Below are 26,538 nucleotides of genomic sequence, written 5' to 3'. Positions count from 1 at the left end.
CTTCTTCAATTCAGTTGAACCAGGCCTCAAGGTAAGGCGCGGGCTGGTCCGCGTATTGAAGAAAACTGCCCACCCGTTCTAGGAATAAGCGCCGACCACCCGCTTCACTTTGATCAGCGCTGATCGAAGCGAATCCATGTCCACCGACCCCAGCGCCAACCGGATCGCATGCGGTACATGGACCGAGGTTGCAAAAGGTTCGGCAGTGGAAACCGCGACTTGCTCGTGCATCAGCTCGACCGCGATCTGGTCCGCTCGGGCGTCTTCCGTCAGTGGCAACCACAGAAAGTACGAATTGGGATGAGTCATGCAGCGCAGTCCTTTCAGCAGGTCGGCGGCCATAGCTTGCCGGGCCTGTGCGTCCGCACGCTTTTGCGCTTCCAGTTGGCTCACGGTTCCATCGTCGAGCCATGCGCAGGCAATCGCTGTCATTACGCCGGGGGTGTTCCAGGTGGTGGCCCTGATTGCGCGCTCAAGCGCAGGCACTTTCTCGACCGGCGCAGCGATGAAGCCCACGCGCAGTCCCGTGGCGACATTCTTGGAGAACCCCGACACGTAGACGGTCCGTTCCGGCGCCAATTCGGCCAAGGGTGCCGGGGCGTCTTCGACCAGAAAGGCGTACGCAGCGTCTTCAATGATCAACAGGTCATGCTGACGTGCAATCGACACGAACTGATCTCGCCACTGTGCATCCATGACCCAACCCAGCGGATTATGCAGCGTGGGCATGCTGTAGACGGCCCGCACCGACCGGCGCCGGCAAAGCGCTTCGAACGCCTCAAGGTCAGGCCCGGTCTCCGTGGCGGGAACGGGCACGATTTCCAGGTGCAGCGATTCGGCCAGCACCTTGAAACCGGTGTAGGTCAACGCATCCGCCGCGATGACATCGCCTGGTTTGAGCAACGCCATCATCGTCACCGCCAATCCATGCTGGGCACCGCTGACGATCAATACCTGCTCGGCCTGGACGCTCAACCCGCGTGAGACCAGATGGTTCGCAATCGATGCGCGCTCATGCAGGCGCCCGGCATGGGGCTGATAGCGCAAATGAGCTTCCAGGTCGCCGGACAACGCGAGTTGACGCAAGGCCGTTCGCAACAGATCCGCCTGACCGGGTAATGACGGGTAGTTGAAGTTGAGATCGGCCATACCCACGGCAACCACGTGCTGGCTGACGCCTTGGCCGGGGGGAAGCGATGTCTCTCTGACGAACGTGCCCCGGCCGGTTTCACCACTGACCAGGCCCATCGCCTCAAGCTCTGCATAAACTCGGCTGGCGGTCACGAGCGCCAACCCGTGCTCAGCGGCGAGCTTGCGATGGGTTGGCAAGCGCGTACCGGGCGACAAATGTCCTGAACGGATGTCTGCGGCAAAGGTGTCGACCAGCGACTTGTAGCGCAAGCGAGGCATAGGGCGATGTATCCATGACAATTTTTTGATTGTCTTTATACTCGGCCATACGATGCGCTCAAGGCAACCCGCCAAGAAAACAATCATCGAGTGTGACCTCAATGGAACGCGTATCGAACCTGCACAGCCAGCCCCAGGAAAAGACCACCAACGGGTGGATCAACGGATTGATCGGCGTACTGATCTTCAGCGGCTCGCTACCGGCCACGCGCTTGGCGGTGCTGGAGTTCGACCCGGTTTTCCTGACCGTCGCACGGGCAACCATCGCCGGCATTCTGGCGCTGTGCATGCTGTGGCTGTTCAAGGAAAAGCGTCCTGCAAGGAACCAGCTGTTGCCGTTGTTCATCGTGGCCATGGGCGTGGTAGTCGGCTTCCCTCTGTTGACGGCGCTGGCGCTGCAATACGTGACGTCGGCACACTCCATCGTCTTCGTTGGCCTGCTGCCCCTCGCCACCGCCGTGTTCGGTGTGATCCGTGGTGGTGAGCGGCCGCGACCAGTGTTCTGGTTTTTCTCGGTCCTGGGCAGCCTGCTGGTGGTGGGATTCGCCGCCTCCCAAGGCCTGACCGCCTCACCTGAAGGCGACCTCCTGATGCTGGCGGCGATCCTAGCCTGCGGCCTCGGTTATGCCGAAGGGGCGAAACTGTCCCGGACACTGGGTGGCTGGCAGGTGATTTGCTGGGCATTGGTGCTGTCGCTGCCGGTTATGGCGCTGTTGACGTGGTGGCTCGCACCCGCATCGTTCTCGGGGACCAGCACACCGGCCTGGTTCAGCCTGGGATACGTGTCGCTGTTCAGCATGCTGATCGGTTTTGTTTTCTGGTATCGGGGGCTGGCGCAGGGCGGGATTGCGGCCGTGGGACAGTTGCAGTTGCTGCAGCCGTTTTTTGGCTTGGCGCTGGCGGCGACGTTGCTTCATGAGCAGGTCAGCATTGGCATGCTGGCGGTGACTGTGGCGGTGATCCTGTGTGTTGCCGGAGCAAAAAAATTCGCGAAGTAATGGGGATGAATGGCGGAACCCCACACGACTTTAACGATATGGACGTCACCGACGTGATGCATTTATCAGAACAAAAAAACGTTTTTCTATCGCGACCGCGGTGATGACAAGATACATCATAAAAACTGGTTGGCGAAGTATGAAATGCGCGCCGGAAAATACGATCAATGCGAGGAGTAACATGAGTGAAAACGGATCTTTGGCTTTAATTGCGCCTAAAACCAACCATAATAAAGTCACCGCAAATAAAGCAACCCCGACAACACCTACTTGAGTAAGCATGTCTAACAACAAATTGTGAGCCTCATGCTTTTGGCCGGGCATATCCAGATAGGAAAATGCCCCTGGCCCATGACCAAATATGGGCGACAACTTCCAAACATCCACTGCGTGTATCCACAACATTTTCCGCACGCCTACTTTATTTGGATCGAGCCCTACGCCTAACACGGAATCAGATCGCCCAAAAGCGGGCACTACTGAGTCTATTTGACTTACTTGCTTGCTATCACATTCACAATCAAATTGATCGAGGTGGATTTCCGTTGATATCGCCTGTTCAAACACGCCCGTATTGACGTCCTCAACGCTGACAACCGGATCGGAAGACAGCGATTTCATTTGTGCCTGAACGGCGTCGAAAAATGGCTGCCCCACACCGTCAAAAAAACATTTGAAAAAAACAAATGCAAGCAGGAAAGCTAGGAGCATGGTTGTGAAAAATCTCCAATTAATATTTTTCAACCAGCACCAGACCAACACTGTCAGCAGAGGAATGCCGATGCACCAAGCCAGTAGCAGTGCATCGCTTCTGACACAAAAACCTAAAAAAAATAGAAACCAGAGAAAGACGAACTTCTTTACGATCCGAACCTTTGAACAGTACTGGCCTTGAGAGATTGCCGCCAGCCAGAACGGAATCGGGAGCAGAAACAGTGCAAGCTGGTTAGGGTTCATCGACCAGGCCGCTACTCGTGAGGGATAAAAATCTGTATTAACTCCCAATCTATCTGACAGCCAGATATCCCCTAAAAAAAACAACGACAGTGGGATAAACAGTAGAAAAACAGGAATGGTAATTATTGCCCGAAGGTACCTGTGGAACTCAAATCTTTCCAAATCGGCAGCACAGCCCAATACCACCGCTGTAAAACAGGCCACATAAAAATAAGCAGCGCCCGTGTAGATCCGACCTTCGCCGCGCTCAGAGCCTGTTATATAACCCGCTACAGCAACCACAATAAAAAGAGCCCAAAACAACATCAGCGGATGTTTAAAGTGCGGCAGGAACTTTTTTTTAACAATCAGCACAATCGCCAAAAATAAAACAACAAATTCCGAGGCTCCGACAGGCAGACCGGGAACTCGAAGCATCGTTGAAACCGATAAAAACGCGACCAGCGCCGCAACCACCGGAGCACCCGAAACTAACTTTTTATTAAGCATGGGAGGATAATTCTCATTGACTAACCACAGCAAATTATTCTGCATACAAAAAATGTCATATTTTTATTGCGTTCGAATTAGGTCTAGTCCTAAAGAATGGTGGGATTTTTCTTTAACAGTTGTAGGAGTTTTCTCCGACGAAAACGCAACTGCCCGATATTTGCAGTAAGGCTGCGAGAAGCATTACCGATTGGGAGAGGCTCAGTTCTTTGCACATGCCTCTAGGATGCACGCTGGAAAACCGAACTGAACCGCATCGAAGCGTGATGATGATTGATCGCAATTCTCTGTCGATTTTTCGGTGGAGCCCCCGGCCAACGCGCCTTATGCTCGACCCATGAACCTACAGAACGCTGTACTTCCGCCCCACGCCGAGATGGTTCGCGCCATGCTCGAACGAGACACCACCTACGAGGGGGTGTTTTTTACTGCGGTCAAAACCACCGGCATCTTCTGCCGCCCCAGTTGCACGGCGCGCAAACCGAAACCGGAGAACGTCGAGTTCTTCGCCCATGCCGATGACTGCCTGTCCGCCGGCTACCGCGCCTGCCTGCGTTGCAAACCGCTGGACGCGGCCGCCATCGCGCCGGACTGGGTACAGAAGCTGCTCCAGTCGGTGGACGCCGATTCCGAGCTGCGCTGGACCGATGCCCAGTTACTGGCCGAAGGCATCGAGCCGCTGAAACTGCGACGCTGGTTCAAGCAACATTTTGGCATGACCTTCCATGCCTGGTTGCGCACCCGACGCCTCGGCATGGCGCTGGGCGGGATCAAACAGGGCGATTCCATCGACAGCGCAGCGTTCGATTCCGGTTACGAGTCCCTGAGCGGGTTTCGCGATGCCTTCCAGAAATCCTTTCACATCACCCCCGGTCGTGCGGCCAATAGCGAGCCCTTGCTGTTCACGCGCCTGACCACGCCGTTGGGGCCGATGATCGCCATGGCCGAACGGCGCGGGCTGGTGCTGCTGGAGTTTCTCGACCGGCCGGCGCTGACCCGGGAAGTCGAAGCGTTGCAGAACCGTCATGGCTATGCGGTCGCGCCCGGGCACAACGTTCACTTACAGCAGATCGATACAGAGCTGGCCCTGTATTTCGCCGGCAAGCTGACCGAATTCAAGGTGCCGCTGCACTTGCCCGGCACCGAATTTTCCCGGCAGGTCTGGGCCGAACTGGCGAAAATCCCCTACGGCCAGACCAGCACCTACGGCGCCATCGCCGCACGGTTGGGCAAACCCGGTGCCAGCCGCGCCGTGGGCCTGGCCAACGGGCACAACCGGATTTCGATTGTCTTGCCCTGCCACCGGGTGATCGGTGCGGACGGCTCCTTGACGGGCTATGGTGGAGGACAACCGCGCAAGGCGTTTCTGCTGAGGCTGGAAAACGCTGCGGTGCAGGTCACGCGACAACTCGCGTTCTGACTCATGGCTGTTTTTCATAAGGAAGGAAATTCGATGAACACGCTCGACCAGCAATTCCACAGGCTGCATCAGGACGGTCTGCTGATTCTCACCAACGTCGCCGATGCCGCCGGGGCGCGCATCGTCGAGCAACTGGGCTGCAAAGCCGTGGCCACCAGCAGTGCGGCAGTTGCCTGGTCTCACGGTTACGCGGACGGCAATACCCTGCCCCTCGAACGCCTGGTCTCGACCATCGAATCCATCGCCCGCGTGATTTCCCTGCCGTTGACCGTGGACATCGAGGCCGGCTATTCCGATGACCTGACGCGGGTTGCCGAGGTGATTGATGCGGTGATCGCTGCCGGTGCCGTCGGGATCAATATCGAAGACGGTGCATCCCCGCCCGAGCTGCTGGCCCGCAAGATCGAAATCGCCCGTCAGGTTGCCGAGCGCCGCGAGGTGAAGCTGTTCATCAACGCCCGCACCGATGTGTACCTCAAGAGCCTGGTGCCGGCCGAAGACCGCGTCGCGGAAACGCTCAAACGCGCGGCGCTGTATCTGGCGGCGGGTGCTGACGGGCTGTTCACGGCCGGCGTTTCGGCGGAGTACGAGATCGCTGCGCTGTGCCGTGGTACCCCGCTGCCGCTGAATGTACTGGGGCTGCCGGGGTTGCCGTCACCTGAAGCGTTGAAAGCGCTGGGCGTTCGCCGGTTGAGCGCCGGTTCCGGTATCGCCGAGTTTCTTTACGGTGCGATGGCGGGCCTGGCCAAAAGTTTTCTGGAAACCGGTAAACTCGATAGCAGCCAACTCAAGGCGTTCACCTATGGGGAATTGAACGCACTGCTCAAGCCTGTGGTGAACGCTTGACCGATCCTTACTTGCCAGCGACGGCGTTTCTCGCGTCCATTGACGACGACTGGGCGCGCCACATCGCAGCCATCGGCCCCTGCCTGCACCAGCCGCATGCGGCGCATGATCCGTATGAGTCGCTGGTGCGGGCGATTGCCTATCAGCAACTGCACGCCAAAGCCGGGGATGCGATTATCGGTCGGCTGCTGGCGGTGTTTCCTTCGGCAGCGTTTCCGCGTCCTGAACAGATTCTGGCGACCGGATTTGATCAACTGCGCGGGTGTGGTTTTTCCGCGAGCAAGATTGCGACCATTCAGGGCATCGCTCAGGCGGCGCTGGACGGTGTGGTGCCGGATTATCCGACGGCCCTGGCGATGGACGATGAAGCGTTGATCGAGCGGTTGATCACATTGCGCGGGGTTGGCCGCTGGACGGTTGAGATGCTGCTGATCTACAGCCTGGAGCGGCCGGATATTTTACCGGCCGATGATTTCGGGGTGCGCGAGGGGTATCGGCGGTTGAAGGGGTTGGAAGTGCAACCCACGCGCAAGCAGATGGTGGAGATCGGATTGGGATGGAGCCCTTATCGGACAGTGGCTGCCTGGTATTTATGGCGGGTGCCCAACAAGTAGACCGCGTTATCGTTCATCGCTAGCAGGCTAGCACCCACAGGGGTCTCATGAACGCTGGAGATCCACTGTGGGAGCTAGCCTGCTAGCGATGGCGTCAGCCCATTCATCACACATCCAGAGCCACCGGCACTCGCACCTCAAGTTGTGCCCCCCCCTGCCGACAAGCCATGTAGGAAACTACTGGTACTCAGCATGGAGCAGCTATGACTGTCATCTCTTCAATCTCTTCCTTGCCGCCACTGGCGGTCGTCAGGAGTGCTGCCACCCAGCCCGCCGTTGGCACTACCACCGAATCAACAGCCGCCCTGTCTTCCCCCGCATCGATTGTCACCTTGCATCAAGATAACAACACCATCAATGCGCAGACTTACACCTCTCGGGGTGTCATTGCGGAGCCTGATGCTCCGCTTGCCTGGGAATACACGCAGCCTGACAAAGTGTCGTTTCGCATGGGTGGCAATTTCGGAAACGCTTCAGCCAGCGCCCGGTTCCGGGGACTGGGTGAGACACTGCTTCTGCAGCTGGCGCAATCCAACCAGAACATCTCCCAGTCGGTCATTCGCTCATCGACCGGACGGGAACTTGGACCGGCAGAGTTGGCGGCTGCTCAAGCCAGAATCCACAGTGGCGTTGCAGACAACAGCATCAACCTGACCCTGAAAACAGCTAGCGGAAAAACCGTCGAGATCACCCTGTCCAGTCAGGATAACGCGTTGGCGGTGCAGGCTCAGGTCCAGGGTGGCGACCTCAGTAAAGAAGAACTTGCCGCGCTTGGCGCCATGGCCAAAGGATTTGAATCGGCCATCCAGGGCCTCACCGCCGTTCCACCGCAACTCAAGCTGGATGCGCTGGCCCAGTTCGACACTGGCGTGTTTTCCTCGGTCGACCTGACCACCCGGTTCAAGCTCGACGATGACAGTACGCAGAGCCTTGAGCTGCATGCCGACGCAAGCCAGCGCCAGGTGCGCATGAGCGGTGCGGCAGGCGATTTCGACATGTCCGTGGACCTGAAAAACGCCGCCATCCTCGGCGACAGCAATCAGAAAGCCAAGGCGCTCGCGAGCTACCTGCGTCAAATAGAAGCGGCGCGCGATCGAGGCGACGGCGACCAGAATCTGCTGTCGATGTTCGAGAGTGCATTCAAGACCGTGCACAGCAGCTACCCGGAAAGCCGCGCTGTTACCGGACCTCAGGCGCTAACGGCGATCAAGCTGACGGACACCGACCGTAGCGTTCTCACCGGCCTCGCCGATTTCAGCGCGACGGTCACCGAGAAAACCGTAAACGGCAATCCTGCGCGGCCTGGTGAACTCGACTCGTTCAACTATGGATTATCGCAGTCCACGCAATCCAAAGGTCAGGATCAGTTCAATCGCAAGGTCGCCCAGAATCAGCAATCGCATCTGACAGCCCAATACCATAAGCCACTGCATGCCGGACAAAAGCTGGAACTGACGACTGACCCACAATCCCAGAACTATCAGTATTACCAGATCGACGATCAGGCCAGCAGCACGAGCAGCATCGGCTATGTCAAAGGTAAGTTGGTCGAAGCGTCCGTCAGCCATTCGGCAAGCCAGTCCACGCGCATTTCCAAATATGTAATGGGGCGTCTGGATGAAGATAACGTGACACCTGTCTCGTCTTCGAAGACGCAAAATCTCCTCGGTCTTCTGCAACAGGCACTGCAAGAAGACAAACTGGCGAAACAGGGACTGGGTACGTCAAACACCTTGGCCGCTATCCAGGACAAGGTGATGTTGGTTAGCAGCCCGATGGAGATTAAGGACTGACCCGAAAACCGATGCCGGTTCGGGAATTCGCTGCGTCAGTTTGTCGCAAGTTATGAGTAATCCTTTGAAGCGTATAATCGATGCCCTCCGCTAAACCGGCATGCATCATAGACGCCCTGTCCGAGGATGATTATCCGTTCGGGCTCATCAAAAGGTCTGTAGAACATGAGTGTTTCGTTGACCCGCCGCCAGGTGGTTGCAGGTATCGGCTTGTTCAGCCTTGGCCTCCTCGCTGGCTGTGACAATAGCGTCAGCCTGTCGTACAAGTACGGCAAGGACCTGAGCGACAAGATCCTCGGACGGACATTCAAACTCAAGGACTCTGAAGGCAACCTCACAACGCTCTCGAGCTTTCGTGGTTTGATGCCTATGATTTTCTTCGGCTTCACCCAGTGCCCGGCGGTATGCCCCACTACCCTGGCTCGCGCAGCGCAAATCAAGAAACTGATGGGAAAAGACGGGGATATTCTCCAGGTCGTCTTCATTACGCTGGACCCGGAGCGGGACACGCCGGCGGTGCTGGATGCCTACGTCAAGACGTTTGATCCCTCATTTGTCGCGCTCCATGGAACACTCGAGGAAACGGCGGAAACGGCCAAGGAGTTCGGGGTGTTCTACGAAAAAATCCCGAGCGGCTCGACCTACACGCTCTCCCATACAGCGACTAGCTATGTGTATGACACAAGAGGCAGGTTGCGCGTTGGACTGTCCCAGTCTCTTTCTGCACAAGAGTGTACGGAAGACTTGCTAACCGTTATGGAGGTCTGCTGATGAACTCGAATGCCATTAAAACTGCCATCAATGTGCGCGTTCAAACGGCTGTCCTGGGGCTTTTTCTGCTGGGAACGGCGCTTCAGGTTTCAGCCCAGACTCAAGTGGAAGACGCCTGGGTACGCGCCACCGTTGCCGGGCAACAAGCAACCGGAGCGTTCATGACGGTGACCGCGAGCAGCGACAGCAAACTGCTAAGCGTGCAAACACCGGTAGCTAAAATTGTGCAGATTCACGAATCAACGATGAAAAACGACGTGATGAGCATGCAACCCGTGGACTTCGTCGCTTTGCCCGCAGGGAAAGCGGTCACTCTGGATCCTCATAGCTATCACGTGATGCTGATCGACCTGGTAGGCCAGGTCAAAGAAGGCGACAAAGTGCCGCTGACCTTGACCGTCGAAAACGCCAATGGCGAAAAAGAGTCCATCAAGGTTGAGGCTGAAGCGCGCGCGCTGAATACGTCGGATCACAGCAAAATGCATTGATGGCTGGGAGTCACCCAGACATCGTTGGCGTTCAGTGGGACCGCGTTATCGTTCCTCGCTAGCAGTCTAGGGTCTCATGAACACTGGAGATCCAATGTGGGAGCTAGCCTGCTAGCGATGAGGCCTTAATATTCACCATAAATCCACCCACCCATCACCCTTCTTTATCCACCATGACATCCCCCAGAACCCGGCGCATGTTGATGCCTCAACCGGAGGGATTCGCCATGCTTGATGCACTCAAAAAGATCAATTCAACGTCCGCCTTCAACCGCTGGGCGGGTTTCGACGTCACTCGCGCCACGCCGGGCGAGGTGGAACTGACCATGGCTTTTCGCGAGGCGGACATGGCGCAATACGCAGGTTTCCTGCATGCCGGCCTGATTGGCGCGCTGCTCGATACCGCCTGTGGGTTTGCGGCCGGAACGGTCGCTGGCAATGTCCTGGCATCGCATTTTTCGGTGAATTGCCTTGCACCCGCCGTCGGTGAAGTGTTCATTGCGCGCGGCCAGGTGGTGAAGTCCGGCAAGAAGCAGGTGTTTGCCCGTGCCGAACTGTTCGCACAAACAGGGGATCAGTTGAAGCGGGTGGCAACCGGCGATGCGATCCTGGTGCCGATCCAGCAGTGAACCACCGGTTTTCGGGGCGGTCAGGGAAGTAACAGCCAATCATTTGGAGGTTCTGCCATGCGACTCGAAGGCTCCTGCCACTGCGGCGCCGTGTCATTCAGTCTGACCAGCACCCACCCCTACCCTTACCAACGTTGCTATTGCTCGATCTGCCGCAAGACCCAGGGCGGTGGCGGTTACTCGGTCAACATCGCGGGCGATTCAGCCAGCCTCAAGGTGCGCGGTCGAAAATCCATCGCGATCTATCACGCGCGACTCAAGGACGAAGGCGACAAACGCGCCCACCGCAGCACGGCAGAGCGGCACTTCTGCTCGGAGTGCGGCTCGGGCTTGTGGCTGTTTAGCCCTGAATGGCCGGAACTGATTCACCCGTTTGCCTCAGCCATTGATACGGCGTTGCCGGTACCACCCGAGTACACGCACGTGATGCTCAATTCGAAAGCGCCGTGGGTGGAGGTCCCGGCGCATGCCGGTGATCGGCAGTGCAAGATCTGGCCCGAGGAGTCCATCGCACAGTGGCACGAGCGACTGGGGCTGGCTCGCTAATCAAAACCTCGATTTTTTTGCACACGGCAGTTCCCCTTTGCGTTTTTCGTTCGGTTAACCCTCAGAAGCCTTTCACTTACCGATCGATTCGATACAAAGGGATCTCCATGTCGCACCCACTTGCCGCGCGTTTCCGTTTTGCCCTGTGCCCCTTGGCTCTGGCCCTTCCGGCCGCTCTGCTGAGCCTGGCCTCCACCGCCCATGCCGCCGAAACAGCCACCGGCAAAACGGCAACCAAGGACGATGGCGCGCTGCAACTGGGGGCGACGAACATCGAGGGCGTCGCCTTGGGCGCAACCACCGAGGACACCCATTCCTACACCACCGGTTCAACGTCTTCGGCCACGGGCCTGCCTTTGTCGATCCGCGAAACACCGCAATCGGTCACGGTGATCACCCGTCAGCAGATGGACGATCGCGGTGTGCAAAGCATCAGCGACGCGTTGCGCAATACCCCCGGTGTTTCGACGCAGAAGTACGACAGCGACCGTACCGAGTTTGCCGCCCGCGGCTTTGCCATCACCAACTTCCAGTACGACGGGGTCAACCAGCCTTACGACGGTGTTTATGGGGAAAACCCGAACAACAGCGACGACTCCGCCAGCCTTGACCGCATCGAGGTGATCAAGGGCGCGACCGGCCTGATGACCGGCTCGGGCGACCCGTCCGCCACCGTCAACCTGATCCGCAAGAAGCCGACCAAAGAGTTCAAGGCCTCGATCAGCGGCACTGTCGGTTCGTGGGACAGCTACCGCACCGCCGGCGATGTTTCCGGTTCACTGACTGACTCGGGCAACGTGCGCGGACGCTTTGTCGGCGTGTACCAGGACAAGGATTCCTACATTGACCATTACAGCCAGAAGAAAGACCTGTACTACGGCATCCTCGAAGCCGACCTGACTGACGATACCCTGCTGACGTTCGGCATCGACAAGTCCAGTGCCACCCCTCGCGGCAGCTCCTGGACCGGTAACGCGACGTACTTCGCCGACGGCGGCCGTACCGATTTCTCGCGCAGCTTCAACCCGGCAGCTGACTGGAGCCGTCGCGATTTCGACGAAATCAGCTACTTTGCCTCGCTGGAACAAGCGTTGGCCAACGACTGGAAGTTCAAAGCCAGCCTGAGCGAGAAAACCACCGATCACGACACCCAGCTGGCCTCGGCCGGCTATGGCAATCCGGACCGCGCGACCGGCGAAGCATGTCCTTATTCTGGGGTCGTTTCGAAGGTCATCGCGTGCAGGACACGGCCGACGTAAACGTCTCCGGCCCCTTCACGTTGGGCGGTCGCGAGCATGAACTGGTGGCCGGCGTCATGACGTCCCACTCCCGTCAGACCGGTTCCACCTACGACATCAGCGCCTTCGAAAGTGTCCCGGGGAGCATCTACGACTGGGAAGGTCGTCTGCCGAAACAGGAATTCCCGGTAAACGGCAAATACGAACGCACCCAGAGCCAGAACGGTGTTTACCTCGCCACCCGCCTGCGCCCGACCGATGATCTGTCGGTCATCCTCGGCAGCCGCCTGAGCACCTTCAAGTACAACGAAGACTACCGCTACATCGCGGCCTCACCGCTGGACGACACCCACGCGAGCTACAAGGAACACGGCATCGTCACGCCGTATGCCGGCGTGGTCTACGACCTGAACGATGTGTACTCGGTGTACGCCAGCTACACCTCGATCTATCAGCCTCAGACCTACAAGGATGCCAGTGGCATGACCCTGGCACCGGTTGAAGGCGACAGCTATGAAACCGGGTTGAAAGCCGCTTACTTCGATGGCCGGTTGAATGCCAGCCTGGCGTTGTTCCGCATCGAGCAGGACGGCGTCGCCGAGCAGACCGGCACCAACGCGATCACCAACGAAGGCATCTTCAAAGCCGTCGACGGCACCACCACCAAAGGTGTGGAACTGGAACTGGCCGGCGAACTGGCCGAGGGCTGGAACCTGACGGCCGGTTACACCTACGCACGCACCCGAGACAAAGACGAACAGCGGATCTTCGGCTACCCGCTGTCCACCAGCAAGCCTGAGCACGTGGTACGGACGTTCACTACCTATCGCCTGCCTGGCGCCCTGGACAACGTGACCGTCGGCGGCGGCATCAGCTGGCAGAGCGCCTTCTACGGCAAAATCTACAGCGCTCCCGCGGGCGACTACACCTCAATCAAACAGGGCGGCTACACCCTCGTGGACCTGATGACCCGTTACCAGTACAACGAGCACCTGAGCTTCACCGCCAACGCCAACAACGTCTTCGACAAGAAGTACCTGTCCGGCCTGGGCAACTACGACACCACGTTCTACGGCGAGCCGCGCAACCTGATGCTGACCACCCAGTGGGACTTCTAAGCTGAACCTGTGGCGAGAGGGTTTACGCCTTCGCCACAGGCTGCTCACCGCTCACCAACCCGTTCACAGTCTTTGACAGTTTTGCGACAAAGCTGCCAAAGATTGCCGGGCGGCACCCGCCTAGCATGGGCGCATCCAATCTCCCCCAGGGTGCTCCCATGCTTCGTTCGCTGTATTTGCCTTTGACTTCTTTCTGTCTATTCCTCCCCTGCGCCGCCTTGAATGCCGAAGACTGGCACTACAGCCTGCGCGCCGGTGCTGCCAGTGCGCCGCGTTACAGCGGCAGCGATGAACGCGTGGTGGCGCCGCTGCTGAGTGGCGAAATCGTCAGCCCTTATGGTTTTTTTCTGGACACTGGAAAGGGCTTGGGCTGGGCATTTGACGAGGATGACTTCGGCCTCAGCGTGTACGTCGGCGCCAGTGATGTACGCAAGGATCGCAAGACCGGGTTCAAGGGCTCCGACGAGCTGGACGGCATGGGCTCGATCAAGTCACGACCGGTGCTGGGGCTCGACGGGACGTATCACATGGGGCCGATCATTCTCGGCGCCAGTTATGAACACGCGCTGGAAGAAGACGACGATGAACACGACACCGGCTCAGCCTGGAATCGCTTGAAACTGAGCATCAGCGCGCCGTTTTACGAGGGTGACCATGGCAAGGTCGTGGGCAGCCTCAACAGTCAGTTTGGCGACGGTGATTACATGCGCACCTGGTACGGCGTCAGTACGGGTCAGGCGGCGCGCAGTCAATTCCGAGCGTATGACGCTCATGGCGGGCTGTTGAGTCGCGGGGCGGACTTGACCTGGTCGTTGCCAATCAATGATCAATGGAATGTGTCGACGGTGCTGGCGGTGCAGTATCTGGCCAAAGAGGCGGCGGACAGCCCGATTGTGGAGCGGCGGATGCAGACTTCGCTGGCTGGGCAAGTGGTGTACAGCTTTTGATTTGAGGTGATGCAGATGACGCCATCGCGGGCAAGCCCGCTCCCACATTGGATTTGTGAACGACATAGATCCATTGTGGGAGCGAGCCTGCTCGCGATGGCGTACTCAAGAACGCCACAATTAATCCTGATGCGCCCACGTCATACGAAACGACGCCCCACCCCATGGCGAATCCGCCACGTCCACTTGCCCGCCATGGGACTGGGACACCCGCCTGACCAACGCCAAACCCAGGCCAAACCCACCCGTGCGGCGATCTCGACTGGCGTCCAGGCGAGAGAACGGCTCAAAGATCTTCTCCCGACCGGCCACCGGCACACCCGGCCCATCATCGTTGACCTGCACTTCGTAATGATCACCGGTGCGCACCAGCGACACCTCCACACGCTCATCGGCATAGCGAATGGCATTGCGCAGCAGGTTGATTACCGCGCGCGCCATGAAGCGCGGTTCGATGCGTACCTCATCGACCTGACACTCGACAATCAGCAGCTGTACTCCCGCCGCCTCGGCCTCCAGCGCCACGCTTCCGACCACGCTGTCGAGCCAACTGTTGGCCTGAATATTTTCCCGCGTGATCACCGTGGCGCCGCGCTCGAGGCTGGCGTAAGTCAGCAGCTCCGAGACCATTTCTTCCAGCTCGCCGAGGTCGGCGTACATGTCGGCAATCAGTTCACGGCGCTGGGTCGGATCGGATTGTTGCTTGAGCTGATCAAGCTCGAACGACAACCGTGCAATCGGCGTGCGCAATTCATGGGACACCGCGTTGGTCAGCTCACGTTGATTGGCGATCAGGCCTTCGATGCGCGCCGCCATTAGATTGAAATGTTCAGACAGGTCGCGAATGTTCGAGCGCTTGGACAGCTGGATCCGCGCCGACAGGTTGTTGTCGCCAAAGCGTTCGGCGGCGAGGCGCAGTTTTTCCAGGTCTCGCCAGTGCGGACGCACCCAGAAAAACAACACGAAACCGATCATCACCGCGATCATCAGATAGGCCGTGGCAATGTAGAACGGCATCAGACTCGGCTCGGCCGGCAGCTTGATGCTGAGCAACTGCGAGCCGTCGTCAATGCGCGAGATGAACTGCGTGTACTTGTCACGAAGCACCAGCAGGCCTTGGGCCAACTCGCCTTTCTCCTGATCGGTCAGGGCCAGTTGATCCGTTTCGACCAGGCTCAGGCCCAAGCCATAGTGAGGGCGCACGGCTGCCAGTTGGCGCTCCCGCGCCGAACCGTCCAGGCCACGCAACTGCTCCACCAGCGACCAGGCCTGGCCCCGCACCGCCTCGCGGTTGTAGCTCTGCATCTGACCGTCGAGCAATGCATCGAACGTGCGTTCAACGGTTTGCAGCCCCAGTACCAGGCCAACCGTCATCATCAGAAACAGTCCGAGAAATAACCGCAGCATTTACAGCTCCCACGCGAACGGATTGAACAGGTAGCCCTTGCCCCAGATAGTCTTGATGCACACCGGTTCGCGCGGGTTGTCCTTGAGCTTGCCGCGCAACTTGCTGATATAGACGTCAACGCTGCGGTTGAGACCATCGAAGGCAATGCCGCGCATGCGGTTGAGGATGTCGTCGCGGGACAGGGTCTTGCCCGCCGCGCTGGCCAGCAACCACAGCAGCTCGAATTCCATGGTGGTCAGTTCAATGCCCTCACCCGCCAGGCGCACTTCGCGGCAGCTACGGTCGATGCTCAGGTGGCCGAATTCCAGCGAGCTGCACACACTGCTGTCCGGCGTTTGCCGGCGTTGTAACGCGCGCAGGCGGGCCAGCAATACCGGCGGTTTGATCGGCTTGATCACGTAGTCATCGGCGCCGGATTCCAGGCCAAGGATGTGATCGAGGTCGTCTTCCTTGGCGGTGAGGATGACGATCGGTGTATCGGACACGCTGCGAATTTCACGACACACGTGCAGGCCACTCTGGCCCGGCAGCATCAGGTCGAGTACCACTATTTTCGGCTTGAAGTCGAGGAACGCGGCCAGCGCGAGATCACCGCGGTGCACCTGCAACACCTCAAAGCCGTGTTGGGACAGGAAGTGCGCGATCAGCCCGGCGAGCTTTTCGTCGTCCTCCACCAGCAGTACTTTGCCAAAACCCAGGTTTTCCATAACGAACGCGTGCCAACCCTTGTGAAGTGGGCGGCATTATGGCGCCAATCGCGGTCGGGACGGCTATCGCAGGCAGCAAAAACCGGCCGCTGGGGCCGGTTTTCAGTGATCTTTCATACTCTTAAGAGTTTTTAACAATTCAGGCGCGAAAGATCACACCTGTAGGCGCCCGCTTGCCGGCGATAGCGATCTAAGGGCCACCATCGCCAGCAAGCCGGACGCCTACCGGTTATGCGGCAGCCGGGACGCCACTGTGGAAACGGAATTCCACGTCCGGCGATTCGATCAGCTCCTGTTCGGCCACGCGGACCCGGTCGATCACCTGAGCGATGTCCTTGGCGTCACCGTACTGGTAGGCCAGTTTCAGGTAACCCTGAAAATGCCGGGCCTCGCTTTTCAGCAGGCCGAAGTAGAACTTGCCCAGTTCTTCGTCCAGATGCGGCACCAGGGCCTCGAACCGCTCGCAGCTACGGGCTTCGATGAACGCACCAACGACCAGGGTATCCACCAGTTTGACCGGTTCGTGACTGCGCACCACTTTGCGCAGGCCTGAGGCATAACGCCCGGCCGAGAGCTGACGCAGCCCGATCTTGCGCTTCTTCATCAGGCGCATGACCTGTTCGTGGTGCACCAGCTCTTCCCGGGCCAGCCGCGACATCAGGTTGATCAAATCAGCATGGGAGTGATACTTGGCGATCAGGCTCAATGCCGTGCTGGCCGCCTTGAATTCGCAGTTCTTGTGGTCGATCAGCAAGGTTTCCTGATCGGCCAGCGCGGCCTGGACCCAGCCGTCCGGGGTGCGACAGCCGAGGAACTCGTGAATTTCGGGAAGGATCATGGGGCTCACGGATAAAAGGTTCAAAACGAAGGGCGCCGATTATACCGGCCCGCCGTCAGACCACCAGTCGCGACCGTTGATATGCATCAAGTCCCGAATGCGCAACCAGCAACTATAGTTGTGCAACGCCACGCTTTTTTACCCTCTGGAGATCCCGATCATGCAAGCCATTCGCAGCATTCTGGTGGTCATCGAACCCGAACATTCGGAAAGCCTGGCGCTTAAACGGGCCAAGCTGATTGCCGGCGTGACCCAGGCGCATCTGCATCTGCTGGTGTGCGACCGCAAGCATGACCACAGCGGCATGCTCGGCGTACTCAAGGCTGCGCTGCTTGAAGACGGCTATAGCGTCACCACCGAACAAGCCTGGAACGAAAGCCTGCACGAAACCATCGTCGATGTGCAGCAGGCCGAAGGTTGCGGGCTGGTGATCAAGCAGCATTACCCCGACAGCCCATTGAAAAAGGCCCTGCTGACCCCGGGAGACTGGAAACTGCTGCGCGCTTGCCCGACGCCGGTGCTGCTGGTCAAAACCTCGAAACCCTGGACGGGCGGTGTGATTCTGGCGGCGATCGACGTGGGTAATACCGATAATGAGCACCGCCATCTGCACAACACCATCATCGATTACGGTTATGACATCGCCAGCCTTGCCAAGGCTCATCTGCATGTGGTCAGCGCCCATCCCTCACCGATGCTGTCGGCGGCCGACCCGACGTTACAGCTGAGTGAAACGATCGAGGCGCGCTATCGCGAGCAATGCAAGGCGTTTCAGGCCGAGTTCGACATCGATGATGAGCACCTGCATATCGCGGAAGGTCCGGCGGATGTATTGATTCCGTACATGGTGCACAAACTGGGTGCGGCGGTGACGGTGATTGGCACAGTGGCGCGGTCCGGGTTATCCGGGGCGTTGATCGGGAATACGGCGGAAGTGGTGCTGGATGCAGTGGAGAGTGATGTGCTGGTGTTGAAGCCGCAGGAGATCGAGGATCATCTGGAAGAGATGGTGTCCCACCATTGAGATAGTGGCGCCCATCAGGCCGCCATCGCGGGCAAGCCCGCTCCCACAGTGGATCATGTTGGAACACATTTATGCGTTCACTGCTAATCCCTGTGGGAGCGGGCTTGCCCGCGATGCTTTTCAGCCGCCGAAAGCGTCTTTGAGGAAACCCGGCGCAATGTACCGCTGGTAATGCGCCTCCGAGAGCAAAAAGAACTCCCGATCAATCGCATCGCGCAACTCCGGCAGGTTCCAGTCGCGAAACTCCGGCATCAACACCATCCCGTAGGCCTCCAGATTGTTGATCACCCGCGCGCCTCGGGCGATCAACTGATAGGCCCAGCAATATTCCGACTGATGCGGCACAAAGCGAATCTTGCGCTGCTCCAGTTGCAGACGCAGGCGTTGGGGATCGAAAACCTCCAGCTTGCTGGCCATCACCTGGGACAACAACTGCTCGAGCCGCAGCCATACCGCGCGCTTCTCCTCCTCGTTGTAACCGTTCCAGTTGATCACTTCATGGTGGAAACGCTTGCAGCCACGGCAGACCAGGTCACCGTAAACAGTGGAGCAAAGGCCGACGCAGGGGGTCTTGATGGTCTGATTGGGCATAGGTCAGGAGAACACGGGAAAGCAGAACAGGCCGGCATGTTAGCCCTTTGTCTAACATTGATCACCCCTCAATCTTGAGGGGCTAACTTACCTTTATATTTTTTTTGCCGTAGAATCAGCCAGCCTTTTAAGGCGCCAATGTCCGTTAGAAGCTGTTTTCAAAGCGTCACGAGCACAGTCGTTCCTTCAGAGCGGTGTTGGCGAAGGGTTTTTCCAGCGGGGAAAAGCCCAACGCCAACCCTCATCAGCTCCCCGTTCTGCAGGCGTAAAACTTTGAAAGCAGCTTCTGTAAGGAATTGTCGGTAATTCTGGCTAAGTGGCCCACAACGCCACGCAGCGCATGAGTACGGCAATTTCGGGATGAGCGTCCCGGACACCCATTTGGGACCACTGATGAGGGTAATAACTGTGCTTGAAGCCTACCGCAAACATATCGAAGAGCGCGCAGCACTGGGTATCGTTCCCCAGCCGCTTAACGCCGAACAAACTGCAGGCCTGGTTGAGCTGCTGAAGAATCCCCCGGCTGGCGAAGAAGCTTTCCTCGTTGACCTGATCACCAATCGCATTCCACCTGGCGTGGACGAAGCGGCCTATGTAAAGGCCGGTTTCCTGTCTGCCCTGGCCAAAGGCGAAGCCACTTCCCCTCTGATCGACAAGAAACGCGCTGTAGAACTGCTCGGCACCATGCAGGGCGGCTACAACATCGTGACCCTGGTTGACCTGCTCGACGACGCCACACTGGCCCCTGTCGCTGCCGCTCAGCTCAAGCACACCCTGCTGATGTTCGATGCGTTCCACGACGTCGCGGAAAAAGCCCGCAACGGCAACGAACACGCCAAAGGCGTTATCCAGTCCTGGGCTGACGGCGAGTGGTTCCGCAACCGCCCTGTCCTGGCCGACAAGATCAGCCTGCGCGTGTTCAAGGTCACCGGCGAAACCAACACCGACGACCTGTCCCCTGCTCCGGACGCCTGGTCCCGCCCGGACATCCCGCTGCACGCCCTCGCCATGCTGAAAATGGCCCGCGAAGGCATCGTGCCTGACGTCCAGGGCGTTACTGGCCCGATGAAGCAGATCGAAGAAATGCGCGGTCAAGGCTTCCCTATCGCCTACGTCGGTGACGTGGTCGGTACCGGTTCTTCGCGTAAATCGGCGACCAACTCGGTGCTGTGGTTCTTCGGCGACGACGTTCCTTACGTGCCGAACAAGCGTGCTGGCGGCTTCTGCTTCGGCAGCAAGATCGCTCCGATCTTCTACAACACCATGGAAGATGCTGGCGCACTGCCGATCGAATTCGACGTGACCAACATGAACATGGGCGATGTGATCGACCTGTATCCGCATGCTGGCAAAGTCTGCAAACACGGCACCGACGAAGTCCTGACCACCTTCGAAATGAAGACCCCGGTTCTGTTGGACGAAGTTCGTGCCGGCGGCCGTATTCCGCTGATCATTGGTCGCGGTCTGACCGACAAGGCGCGTGCCGAGCTGGGCCTGGGCCCTACCGATCTGTTCAAACTGCCAGAAGCACCTGTCGACACCGGCAAGGGCTTCACCCTGGCACAGAAAATGGTCGGCAAGGCGTGCGGCCTGCCAGAAGGCAAAGGTGTTCGTCCAGGTACGTACTGCGAACCGAAAATGACCACCGTCGGCTCTCAGGACACCACCGGTCCTATGACCCGTGACGAACTGAAAGACCTGGCGTGCCTGGGCTTCTCGACCGATCTGGTGATGCAGTCCTTCTGCCACACCGCGGCTTACCCCAAGCCGATCGACGTGACCACCCACCACACCCTGCCAGACTTCATCATGACCCGCGGCGGCGTTTCCCTGCGTCCGGGCGACGGCATCATCCACAGCTGGCTGAACCGTATGCTGCTGCCGGACACCGTCGGTACCGGTGGTGACTCGCACACCCGTTTCCCGATGGGCATTTCGTTCCCGGCCGGCTCCGGTCTGGTTGCGTTTGCTGCGGCCACCGGCGTTATGCCGCTGGACATGCCGGAATCGATCCTGGTGCGCTTCAAAGGCAAAATGCAACCGGGCGTCACCCTGCGTGACCTGGTTCATGCCATTCCTTACTTCGCGATTCAGGCCGGCCTGCTGACCGTCGAGAAGAAAGGCAAGAAGAACGCCTTCTCCGGCCGCATCCTGGAAATCGAAGGCCTGGACAACCTGAGCATCGAGCAGGCTTTCGAGCTGTCCGACGCCTCGGCTGAACGTTCGGCTGCCGGTTGCACTATCAAGCTGTCGAAAGAATCGATCACCGAGTACCTGAACTCCAACATCACCCTGCTGCGCTGGATGATCGGCGAAGGCTACGGCGATGCGCGCACCCTGGAACGTCGTGCTCAAGCGATGGAAGCCTGGGTTGCCAACCCTGAGTTGATGGTTGCCGATGCTGACGCCGAATACGCTGAAGTCATCGAAATCGACCTGGCCGACATCAAAGAGCCTGTGCTCTGCGCGCCGAACGATCCGGACGACGCCCGCCTGCTGTCCAGCGTTGCTGGCGAGAAGATCGACGAAGTGTTCATCGGTTCGTGCATGACCAACATCGGTCACTTCCGCGCTGCCGGTAAACTGCTGGATCAGGTCAAAGGTCAGCTGCCAACCCGTCTGTGGCTGTCGCCGCCGACCAAAATGGACGCTCACCAACTGACCGAAGAAGGCTACTACGGCATCTACGGCAAAGCCGGCGCACGCATGGAAATGCCAGGCTGCTCGCTGTGCATGGGTAACCAGGCACGTGTAGAGCCGAACTCCACTGTGGTGTCGACGTCGACTCGTAACTTCCCGAACCGTCTGGGTGACGGCGCGAACGTCTACCTGGCTTCGGCCGAGCTGGCGTCCGTTGCGTCCATCCTGGGTCGCCTGCCGACCGTCGAGGAGTACATGGAATACGCTGGCAAGATCGACAGCATGGCGGCTGATGTTTACCGCTACCTGTCCTTCGACCAGATCGCCGAGTTCCGTGAGGCTGCTGCGAACGCCAATATCCCGGTCGTTCAAGCCTAACGTTACAACGCTGTAAAAAACGCCGCCCATCGTGAGATGAGCGGCGTTTTTTTATGTCCGAAAGGCTCGCTCACACAGGTAATGTGGTTGGCTTGAGGGCTTGTTGAACTGCGCCATCGACACTCAGCCCACTGAGAATCACCTGCTCCAGTTCCTGAATCGGCAACTTCGCCAGCACCCCTTTTGCCTGATGCTTGAGCCGCGCCAGAATCAGCAGTTTGTCCTCGGCGCGCACCTGCATGAAGAACGCCTCCAGTGCTTCGATGCTGGTGCCGTCCAGGTCGGGCGACTCTTCGAGACTCAGAATAACCGTATGCACCGGTGGCTCCGCGTGCCGCGCCAAGCGCAATGCACCGCCGAGAATGCGTTCCACGTTGGCGAAAAACAGCGCCTCGCTGGGCCGCACGATCAGCACACCGGGGATTTCCTTCGCCTCGGGATGTCGATGCAGATCAACAAAATCGTGACCTCCCGCCATTTGCCCCAATACCTGGATATCAGCCGACGACATCTGCTTGAGCATCAGCACCACGCTGATCGCCACCGCCAGCAGTAAACCGTCCAGCACGCCCAGCACCAGCACCGCTGCCACCGCGCAGATCACCAGCAGGCGGTCGCGGCGCCAGATGAAATACCGGCCCAACGGTTGGAGGCTCAAGCCGCGGGCCAAGGCATGAATGACGATGGCGGCCAGCACCGGCTCGGGAGTCAGGGCGATCCACGGCAACACCGTCAGGACAATGAGCAACACCACCCCCGCCGCCACCGCCCCGGCCAGTCGCGAATTGGCGCCCGCCGCTTCATTGGCCGATGTCGCCGAGTAACCGGCGCCTGCGGGCATGCCATGAAACAGCCCCGATAGAAGATTGGCCGCACCGAGGGCCAGCAGATCGCGGTTGGAAGAGACGCGGTCGCCGTGTTTGAGTGCGAACGAACTGATCGAGCCGAAAGACTCTGCATACAGAATCATCACCATGGCGAACGCCAGTTCACCCAGGCGCAACCAGTCGGTGAACGGCAACACCGGGAGCTGCGGTACCTCAAGACTCAAATCGATAACGCCGATCAGTTTGACCCCGTAGGCCGGCAGGTTCAGCCATTGGCCCGCCGCGATGCCGAGCGCCACCACCAGCAAGCCGCCGGGCAAACGCTTGACCCGCGCGCACAGCCACAACAACAGCAATGCCACCGCCGCGACCAATGCCCCGACTTTATTCCACTGCGGCCACTGCTCCAGCAGTTGCGGCAGGAAGCGGATCACGTTGCCGGTGCTCAAGCGAACATCGACGATGCTCGCCACTTGCTTGAGGATGATGGTCACGGCCAGCCCCAATGCAAAGCCGCGCAGCACCGGTTTGGCGATAAATGAAGTGACGCTGCCGAGTTTGAATAACCCGGCCAACAGGAAGTAACCACCGGTCACCAGTACCAGACCGATCGCCAAGGTCATGCGCAAGGCAGAATCGCCATTGGCCAGCGTGGCGGTGGCGGCAGCCAGAACGGCCGCTGACGACGAGGTTGCGGAAACAATGGCAAACCGGCTGGTGCCGAACAGTCCGTAACACAGCAGCCCGGCAAACAAGGCAATCACCCCGGCCTGTGGCGGTAACGAGGCAATGCTTGAATAGGCGACCGCCTCGGGCAGCAACAGACCGGCAATCGACAGGCCGGCCATTATGTCCAGCCAACGGTGGGGTGTATCGGCACGGGGTTGCGCCGATGCGCCAGGGGCACGAGCCATGAAGCGTCTCCAGTGACAGCGCTCTACGCCGCGCCGATGCAGCCGCAGCTTAGCCTTTTATCTCGGGGGACAGCTGTTCTGGATCAGGTCAAATCATCCTCGAACCCGTGTGCCAAACAAAAAAACGGCCAACCCGCAACGCGGATCAGCCGTAATTTCATCAACCAAGCAAACAGCAGAAATCAAGCACTCAGCGAATAAATCAACGCCGAAATAGCCACCAGACCAACCGCCGTCACAAACACATTGGACGCTTGACCACGGAAACGTGCCATCGCCGGCACTTTGCGGATTGCATACATCGGCATCAGGAACAGAATCGCCGCAATGATCGGGCCGCCGAGGGTTTCGATCATTCCCAGAATGCTCGGGTTCAGCGTCGCCACAATCCAGCACACCACCAGCATGAACGCCGCGGTCATACGGTCCAGGGTCTTCGGCGCTGGACGCTTGCCGCTCTTCACGATCAGGCCTTTCAGACCTTCGCTGGCACCGATGTAGTGCCCCAGGAACGACTTGGAAATCGCCACAAAGGCAATCAATGGTGCCGCAAACGCGATGGTCGGGTTGCTGAAGTGGTTGGCCAGGTACGACAGAATCGACAAGTTCTGCGCCTTCGCTTCCGCCAGTTGCGCCGGCGACAAGGTCAGCACGCAGCTGAACACGAAGAACAGCACCATCACCACCATCAATACGTGCGCGCGGGACAGGATCTGCGAGCTGCGCTCTTCGGCGTGCTCGCCGTAGCGCCGCTTCTGGTCCACCGCGAACGCCGAGATGATCGGCGAGTGGTTGAACGAGAACACCATCACCGGAATCGCCAGCCACAAGGTGTGCAGCAGCGCCGACGGCTCAGGCAACGTCGATGCCGTGGTGAGGATGCCGCCGTTCCAGTGTGGAACCAGGAACACCGCCAGAAACAGCAACGCCACGATGAACGGATAGACCATCAGGCTCATCGCCTTGACGATCACCTGCTCGCCGCAACGCACCACCGCCAGCAGGCCGAGGATCAGCACGAACGACAGCACGGCGCGCGGTGGCGGCATGATGTGCAGTTGATGTTCGAGGAAACTGCCCACGGTGTTGGTCAGGGCCACGCTGTAAATCAGCAGGATCGGGAAGATCGCGAAGAAATACAGCAAGGTGATCAGCGCACCGGCCTTGATGCCGAAATGTTCTTCCACCACTTCAGTGATGTCCGCGCCTTCACGACCGGACAACACGAAGCGGGTCAGGCCACGGTGCGCGTAAAACGTCATGGGGAACGCCAGCAGCGCCAGGATCAACAACGGCCAGAAACCGCCCAGACCCGCATTGATCGGCAAAAACAGCGTGCCTGCCCCAATGGCCGTGCCAAACAGGCCGAGCATCCAGGTGGTGTCATGGCGATTCCAGCTTTCAAGGCTGACGGGGTTCGCCGCTACATAGCGTTCGTTGACGCTATTGGCCTGATCATTCATCCGGTGGGATCTCCGCATTCCGGTCAGTTGCTACCCGGTCAGGACGAGTCGGAAAAATCCGACAGGCAGCGCCCTGGCCGAAACAGGGGCGCGATTGTCCGGGATTAATGAGCAGAAGCAAAGACTTAGCTGAGGAATGGTTATGCGGATCAGATCGTTGGGGACGACATAAATCCCTGTAGGAGCGAGCTTGGTCGCGATGGCGGCAGCAGATTCAGCATCACAGTGACCGGTAGCTCGCTCCTGCAGGGATTCGGGCTGTCTTCAGGAGCTGCGTCACGACGTTTCATCGCCACACAAAAAAACTTTCTTGATAAAGGTTATCCGTCATGTATTTTGATCAAACCTGCTTTCCTTCCGGAGACCTCCCATGCCACTGGTTCGCGTCGACATCAAAAAGCATCAGGACCCCACCCACGCCAAACGCATCGGGCAGTTGATCTACGCCGCCATGCACAGCGCCATTGGCGTACCGGAAAACGATAATTTCCAGATCCTCGCCGAACACGACGAGCAACACTTCATCTTTGACCCGCAATACCTGGGGATCAACCGCACCGACAAGCTGGTGGTGATTCAGATCACCCTCAGCGAAGGCCGAACCGTCGACCAGAAGAAACTGCTCTACAAAACCATCGCCGAGAGCCTCAACACTGAACTGGCGGTGCGCCTGGAGGACATTTTCATTAATCTGGTCGAAGTGAAAAAAGAGAACTGGTCGTTCGGCAACGGCATCGCCCAGTACGCCCTCTGATCTCCATCCTTAACTTTGTGAGCCGCCAATGCCCCGTGTTTCCCGCAAGCAAGCCGAACTCAACCGCGAGATTATCGTCGAGGCGGCTACGCGGCTGTTTCGCGAACGGGGCGTGCACGGCATCAGCGTTATCGATGTCATGGCGGCAGCGGGCCTGACCCATGGTGGCTTCTATGGGCATTTCGAGTCCAAGGAAGCCTTGGCTCAGGAGGCCAGTAGCCGCGCGTTCCAGCAATCGGCAGATCGCTGGAAAGACTGGATCGCCGCCAATGAAGACAAGAACACAGCCCGCCAGGCCTTGATCAAATCCTATCTGTCGGCTGCCAGCCGCGACAATCCGGGCGACAGCTGCCCGGTGGCGGCGTTTGCCGGGGACATGTGCCACGAAACCGCCGAAAGCGGCCTGCGCCAAACGTTCATGGAAGGTCTCGACTCCTTGCTCGGCACATTCGCGCCCCTGATGAACACCGGCGATGACGCCCGCGATCATCAGCAAGCGCTGGTGCAGTTCTCGCTGATGGTCGGCGCCCTGACCTTGGCCCGCGCCACTCAAGGCGAGCCGTTATCCGATGAAATCCTTGAAGCAGCAGTGAGCTCTCTGACCCGAGTTTGAATCCGCTCCTCACACCATTAACCTTTTTTAGTACTCCATCAACCCCCTCGCATCAATGGATGTTTATAACCGCCCCCCTTGCAAACTTTGTGATTATTTATTGTCAGCCCCATGCAA

22 protein-coding genes and 1 pseudogene are annotated in these 26,538 nt (G+C 58.7%); 15 read left to right on the top strand and 8 right to left on the bottom strand.

The genetic code is table 11. The annotated features are described in order from the left end of the window. Positions 1 to 78 precede the first annotated feature (78 nt). Entirely contained in the window at positions 79 to 1,410 is a 1,332-nt protein-coding gene (locus tag F8N43_RS04755) for a PLP-dependent aminotransferase family protein (RefSeq protein ID WP_150639203.1), read from the bottom strand. Between the two features lie 101 nt (positions 1,411 to 1,511). Here F8N43_RS04755 and F8N43_RS04750 point away from each other — a divergent pair, with 101 nt between their 5' ends. Then, entirely contained in the window at positions 1,512 to 2,408 is an 897-nt protein-coding gene (locus F8N43_RS04750) for a DMT family transporter (protein ID WP_150653286.1), read from the top strand. Between the two features lie 45 nt (positions 2,409 to 2,453). On the opposite strand, the gene F8N43_RS04745 is transcribed toward F8N43_RS04750, so the two are convergent. Continuing rightward, on the bottom strand, positions 2,454 to 3,854 hold the full coding sequence (locus F8N43_RS04745) for an O-antigen ligase family protein (protein ID WP_191630104.1): 1,401 nt from the start codon (positions 3,852 to 3,854) through the stop codon (positions 2,454 to 2,456). A gap of 337 nt (positions 3,855 to 4,191) precedes the next feature. Here F8N43_RS04745 and F8N43_RS04740 point away from each other — a divergent pair, with 337 nt between their 5' ends. From F8N43_RS04740 to F8N43_RS04695, 10 genes and pseudogenes are all read left to right on the top strand, one after another. Then, on the top strand, positions 4,192 to 5,274 hold the full coding sequence (locus tag F8N43_RS04740; protein ID WP_150653284.1) for a bifunctional transcriptional activator/DNA repair enzyme AdaA: 1,083 nt from the start codon (positions 4,192 to 4,194) through the stop codon (positions 5,272 to 5,274). Positions 5,275 to 5,307: 33 nt separating this feature from the next. Beyond that, entirely contained in the window at positions 5,308 to 6,120 is an 813-nt protein-coding gene (locus F8N43_RS04735; protein ID WP_150653283.1) for an isocitrate lyase/PEP mutase family protein, read from the top strand. Further along, the gene (locus F8N43_RS04730; protein WP_150639207.1) at positions 6,117 to 6,734 is read left to right on the top strand and encodes a DNA-3-methyladenine glycosylase family protein; all 618 of its coding nucleotides are present in this window, start codon (positions 6,117 to 6,119) and stop codon (positions 6,732 to 6,734) included. The genes F8N43_RS04735 and F8N43_RS04730 overlap by 4 nt, the downstream gene beginning before the upstream one ends. Before the next feature lie 203 nt (positions 6,735 to 6,937). Beyond that, positions 6,938 to 8,527 (top strand): lactate dehydrogenase, encoded by a 1,590-nt coding sequence (locus tag F8N43_RS04725; RefSeq protein WP_150653282.1) that lies wholly within the window; start codon positions 6,938 to 6,940, stop codon positions 8,525 to 8,527. A gap of 165 nt (positions 8,528 to 8,692) precedes the next feature. Beyond that, entirely contained in the window at positions 8,693 to 9,298 is a 606-nt protein-coding gene (locus F8N43_RS04720; protein WP_150630535.1) for an SCO family protein, read from the top strand. After that, positions 9,298 to 9,786: a copper chaperone PCu(A)C gene (locus F8N43_RS04715; protein ID WP_150639209.1), complete on the top strand. Its 489-nt coding sequence runs from the start codon at positions 9,298 to 9,300 to the stop codon at positions 9,784 to 9,786. The genes F8N43_RS04720 and F8N43_RS04715 overlap by 1 nt, the downstream gene beginning before the upstream one ends. 227 nt (positions 9,787 to 10,013) lie before the next feature. Next, complete coding sequence (locus F8N43_RS04710) at positions 10,014 to 10,415, top strand: PaaI family thioesterase (RefSeq protein WP_150639210.1); 402 nt, start codon at positions 10,014 to 10,016, stop codon at positions 10,413 to 10,415. Between the two features lie 57 nt (positions 10,416 to 10,472). Further along, positions 10,473 to 10,961 carry a GFA family protein gene (locus F8N43_RS04705; RefSeq protein WP_150653281.1) on the top strand — a complete coding sequence of 163 codons (489 nt, stop codon included), beginning with the start codon at positions 10,473 to 10,475 and terminating at the stop codon, positions 10,959 to 10,961. Positions 10,962 to 11,068: 107 nt separating this feature from the next. Beyond that, positions 11,069 to 13,317 (top strand): annotated as a pseudogene (locus F8N43_RS04700) (TonB-dependent siderophore receptor). A 158-nt stretch (positions 13,318 to 13,475) separates the two neighbouring features. Further along, complete coding sequence (locus tag F8N43_RS04695; RefSeq protein WP_150653280.1) at positions 13,476 to 14,264, top strand: MipA/OmpV family protein; 789 nt, start codon at positions 13,476 to 13,478, stop codon at positions 14,262 to 14,264. A 120-nt stretch (positions 14,265 to 14,384) separates the two neighbouring features. Here F8N43_RS04695 and F8N43_RS04690 read toward each other — a convergent pair whose 3' ends face one another. From F8N43_RS04690 to F8N43_RS04680, 3 genes are all read right to left on the bottom strand, one after another. Next, entirely contained in the window at positions 14,385 to 15,671 is a 1,287-nt protein-coding gene (locus F8N43_RS04690; protein ID WP_150630529.1) for an ATP-binding protein, read from the bottom strand. Beyond that, entirely contained in the window at positions 15,672 to 16,379 is a 708-nt protein-coding gene (locus F8N43_RS04685) for a winged helix-turn-helix domain-containing protein (protein ID WP_150639214.1), read from the bottom strand. It abuts the gene before it with no gap. Between the two features lie 229 nt (positions 16,380 to 16,608). Beyond that, the gene (locus F8N43_RS04680; RefSeq protein WP_150653279.1) at positions 16,609 to 17,217 is read right to left on the bottom strand and encodes a tRNA-(ms[2]io[6]A)-hydroxylase; all 609 of its coding nucleotides are present in this window, start codon (positions 17,215 to 17,217) and stop codon (positions 16,609 to 16,611) included. Positions 17,218 to 17,377: 160 nt separating this feature from the next. On the opposite strand from F8N43_RS04680, the gene F8N43_RS04675 reads away from it, so the two are divergent. After that, positions 17,378 to 18,241, top strand: a complete 864-nt coding sequence (locus F8N43_RS04675) for a universal stress protein (protein ID WP_150630526.1) — start codon at positions 17,378 to 17,380, stop codon at positions 18,239 to 18,241. A gap of 120 nt (positions 18,242 to 18,361) precedes the next feature. Here the strand turns inward: F8N43_RS04675 and F8N43_RS04670 are convergent, their stop codons facing one another. Beyond that, positions 18,362 to 18,832 (bottom strand): DUF1289 domain-containing protein, encoded by a 471-nt coding sequence (locus tag F8N43_RS04670; protein WP_008028699.1) that lies wholly within the window; start codon positions 18,830 to 18,832, stop codon positions 18,362 to 18,364. A 408-nt stretch (positions 18,833 to 19,240) separates the two neighbouring features. Here F8N43_RS04670 and acnB point away from each other — a divergent pair, with 408 nt between their 5' ends. Continuing rightward, the gene (acnB, locus tag F8N43_RS04665; protein WP_150639225.1) at positions 19,241 to 21,850 is read left to right on the top strand and encodes a bifunctional aconitate hydratase 2/2-methylisocitrate dehydratase; all 2,610 of its coding nucleotides are present in this window, start codon (positions 19,241 to 19,243) and stop codon (positions 21,848 to 21,850) included. Between the two features lie 70 nt (positions 21,851 to 21,920). Here the strand turns inward: acnB and F8N43_RS04660 are convergent, their stop codons facing one another. Further along, positions 21,921 to 23,591 (bottom strand): SulP family inorganic anion transporter, encoded by a 1,671-nt coding sequence (locus F8N43_RS04660; RefSeq protein WP_150639215.1) that lies wholly within the window; start codon positions 23,589 to 23,591, stop codon positions 21,921 to 21,923. Between the two features lie 182 nt (positions 23,592 to 23,773). Then, entirely contained in the window at positions 23,774 to 25,054 is a 1,281-nt protein-coding gene (locus F8N43_RS04655) for a serine/threonine transporter (protein ID WP_150653278.1), read from the bottom strand. A 370-nt stretch (positions 25,055 to 25,424) separates the two neighbouring features. Here F8N43_RS04655 and F8N43_RS04650 point away from each other — a divergent pair, with 370 nt between their 5' ends. Together F8N43_RS04650 and F8N43_RS04645 are read left to right on the top strand one after the other, a co-directional pair. Next, positions 25,425 to 25,808, top strand: a complete 384-nt coding sequence (locus F8N43_RS04650; protein WP_150639216.1) for a tautomerase family protein — start codon at positions 25,425 to 25,427, stop codon at positions 25,806 to 25,808. Between the two features lie 28 nt (positions 25,809 to 25,836). Then, positions 25,837 to 26,421, top strand: a complete 585-nt coding sequence (locus tag F8N43_RS04645) for a TetR/AcrR family transcriptional regulator (protein ID WP_150630522.1) — start codon at positions 25,837 to 25,839, stop codon at positions 26,419 to 26,421. Positions 26,422 to 26,538 lie beyond the last annotated feature (117 nt).

The sequence above is a fragment of the Pseudomonas fluorescens genome, from assembly GCF_902498065.1.
Taxonomy (GTDB): domain Bacteria; phylum Pseudomonadota; class Gammaproteobacteria; order Pseudomonadales; family Pseudomonadaceae; genus Aquipseudomonas; species Aquipseudomonas fluorescens_BJ.
This window is presented reverse-complemented; position numbering and strand designations above follow the sequence as displayed.

Coding starts and splice junctions, on each gene's coding strand:
- F8N43_RS04660 (WP_150639215.1), bottom strand. CDS start 23,591: ATGGCTCGTGCCCCTGGCGCATCGGCGCAACCCCGTGCCGATACACCC.
- F8N43_RS04745 (WP_191630104.1), bottom strand. CDS start 3,854: ATGCTTAATAAAAAGTTAGTTTCGGGTGCTCCGGTGGTTGCGGCGCTG.
- F8N43_RS04685 (WP_150639214.1), bottom strand. CDS start 16,379: ATGGAAAACCTGGGTTTTGGCAAAGTACTGCTGGTGGAGGACGACGAA.
- F8N43_RS04735 (WP_150653283.1), top strand. CDS start 5,308: ATGAACACGCTCGACCAGCAATTCCACAGGCTGCATCAGGACGGTCTG.
- F8N43_RS04650 (WP_150639216.1), top strand. CDS start 25,425: ATGCCACTGGTTCGCGTCGACATCAAAAAGCATCAGGACCCCACCCAC.
- F8N43_RS04710 (WP_150639210.1), top strand. CDS start 10,014: ATGCTTGATGCACTCAAAAAGATCAATTCAACGTCCGCCTTCAACCGC.
- F8N43_RS04675 (WP_150630526.1), top strand. CDS start 17,378: ATGCAAGCCATTCGCAGCATTCTGGTGGTCATCGAACCCGAACATTCG.
- F8N43_RS04725 (WP_150653282.1), top strand. CDS start 6,938: ATGACTGTCATCTCTTCAATCTCTTCCTTGCCGCCACTGGCGGTCGTC.
- F8N43_RS04690 (WP_150630529.1), bottom strand. CDS start 15,671: ATGCTGCGGTTATTTCTCGGACTGTTTCTGATGATGACGGTTGGCCTG.
- F8N43_RS04670 (WP_008028699.1), bottom strand. CDS start 18,832: ATGCCCAATCAGACCATCAAGACCCCCTGCGTCGGCCTTTGCTCCACT.
- F8N43_RS04740 (WP_150653284.1), top strand. CDS start 4,192: ATGAACCTACAGAACGCTGTACTTCCGCCCCACGCCGAGATGGTTCGC.
- F8N43_RS04755 (WP_150639203.1), bottom strand. CDS start 1,410: ATGCCTCGCTTGCGCTACAAGTCGCTGGTCGACACCTTTGCCGCAGAC.
- F8N43_RS04705 (WP_150653281.1), top strand. CDS start 10,473: ATGCGACTCGAAGGCTCCTGCCACTGCGGCGCCGTGTCATTCAGTCTG.
- F8N43_RS04715 (WP_150639209.1), top strand. CDS start 9,298: ATGAACTCGAATGCCATTAAAACTGCCATCAATGTGCGCGTTCAAACG.
- F8N43_RS04695 (WP_150653280.1), top strand. CDS start 13,476: ATGCTTCGTTCGCTGTATTTGCCTTTGACTTCTTTCTGTCTATTCCTC.
- F8N43_RS04645 (WP_150630522.1), top strand. CDS start 25,837: ATGCCCCGTGTTTCCCGCAAGCAAGCCGAACTCAACCGCGAGATTATC.
- F8N43_RS04655 (WP_150653278.1), bottom strand. CDS start 25,054: ATGAATGATCAGGCCAATAGCGTCAACGAACGCTATGTAGCGGCGAAC.
- F8N43_RS04750 (WP_150653286.1), top strand. CDS start 1,512: ATGGAACGCGTATCGAACCTGCACAGCCAGCCCCAGGAAAAGACCACC.
- F8N43_RS04680 (WP_150653279.1), bottom strand. CDS start 17,217: ATGATCCTTCCCGAAATTCACGAGTTCCTCGGCTGTCGCACCCCGGAC.
- F8N43_RS04720 (WP_150630535.1), top strand. CDS start 8,693: ATGAGTGTTTCGTTGACCCGCCGCCAGGTGGTTGCAGGTATCGGCTTG.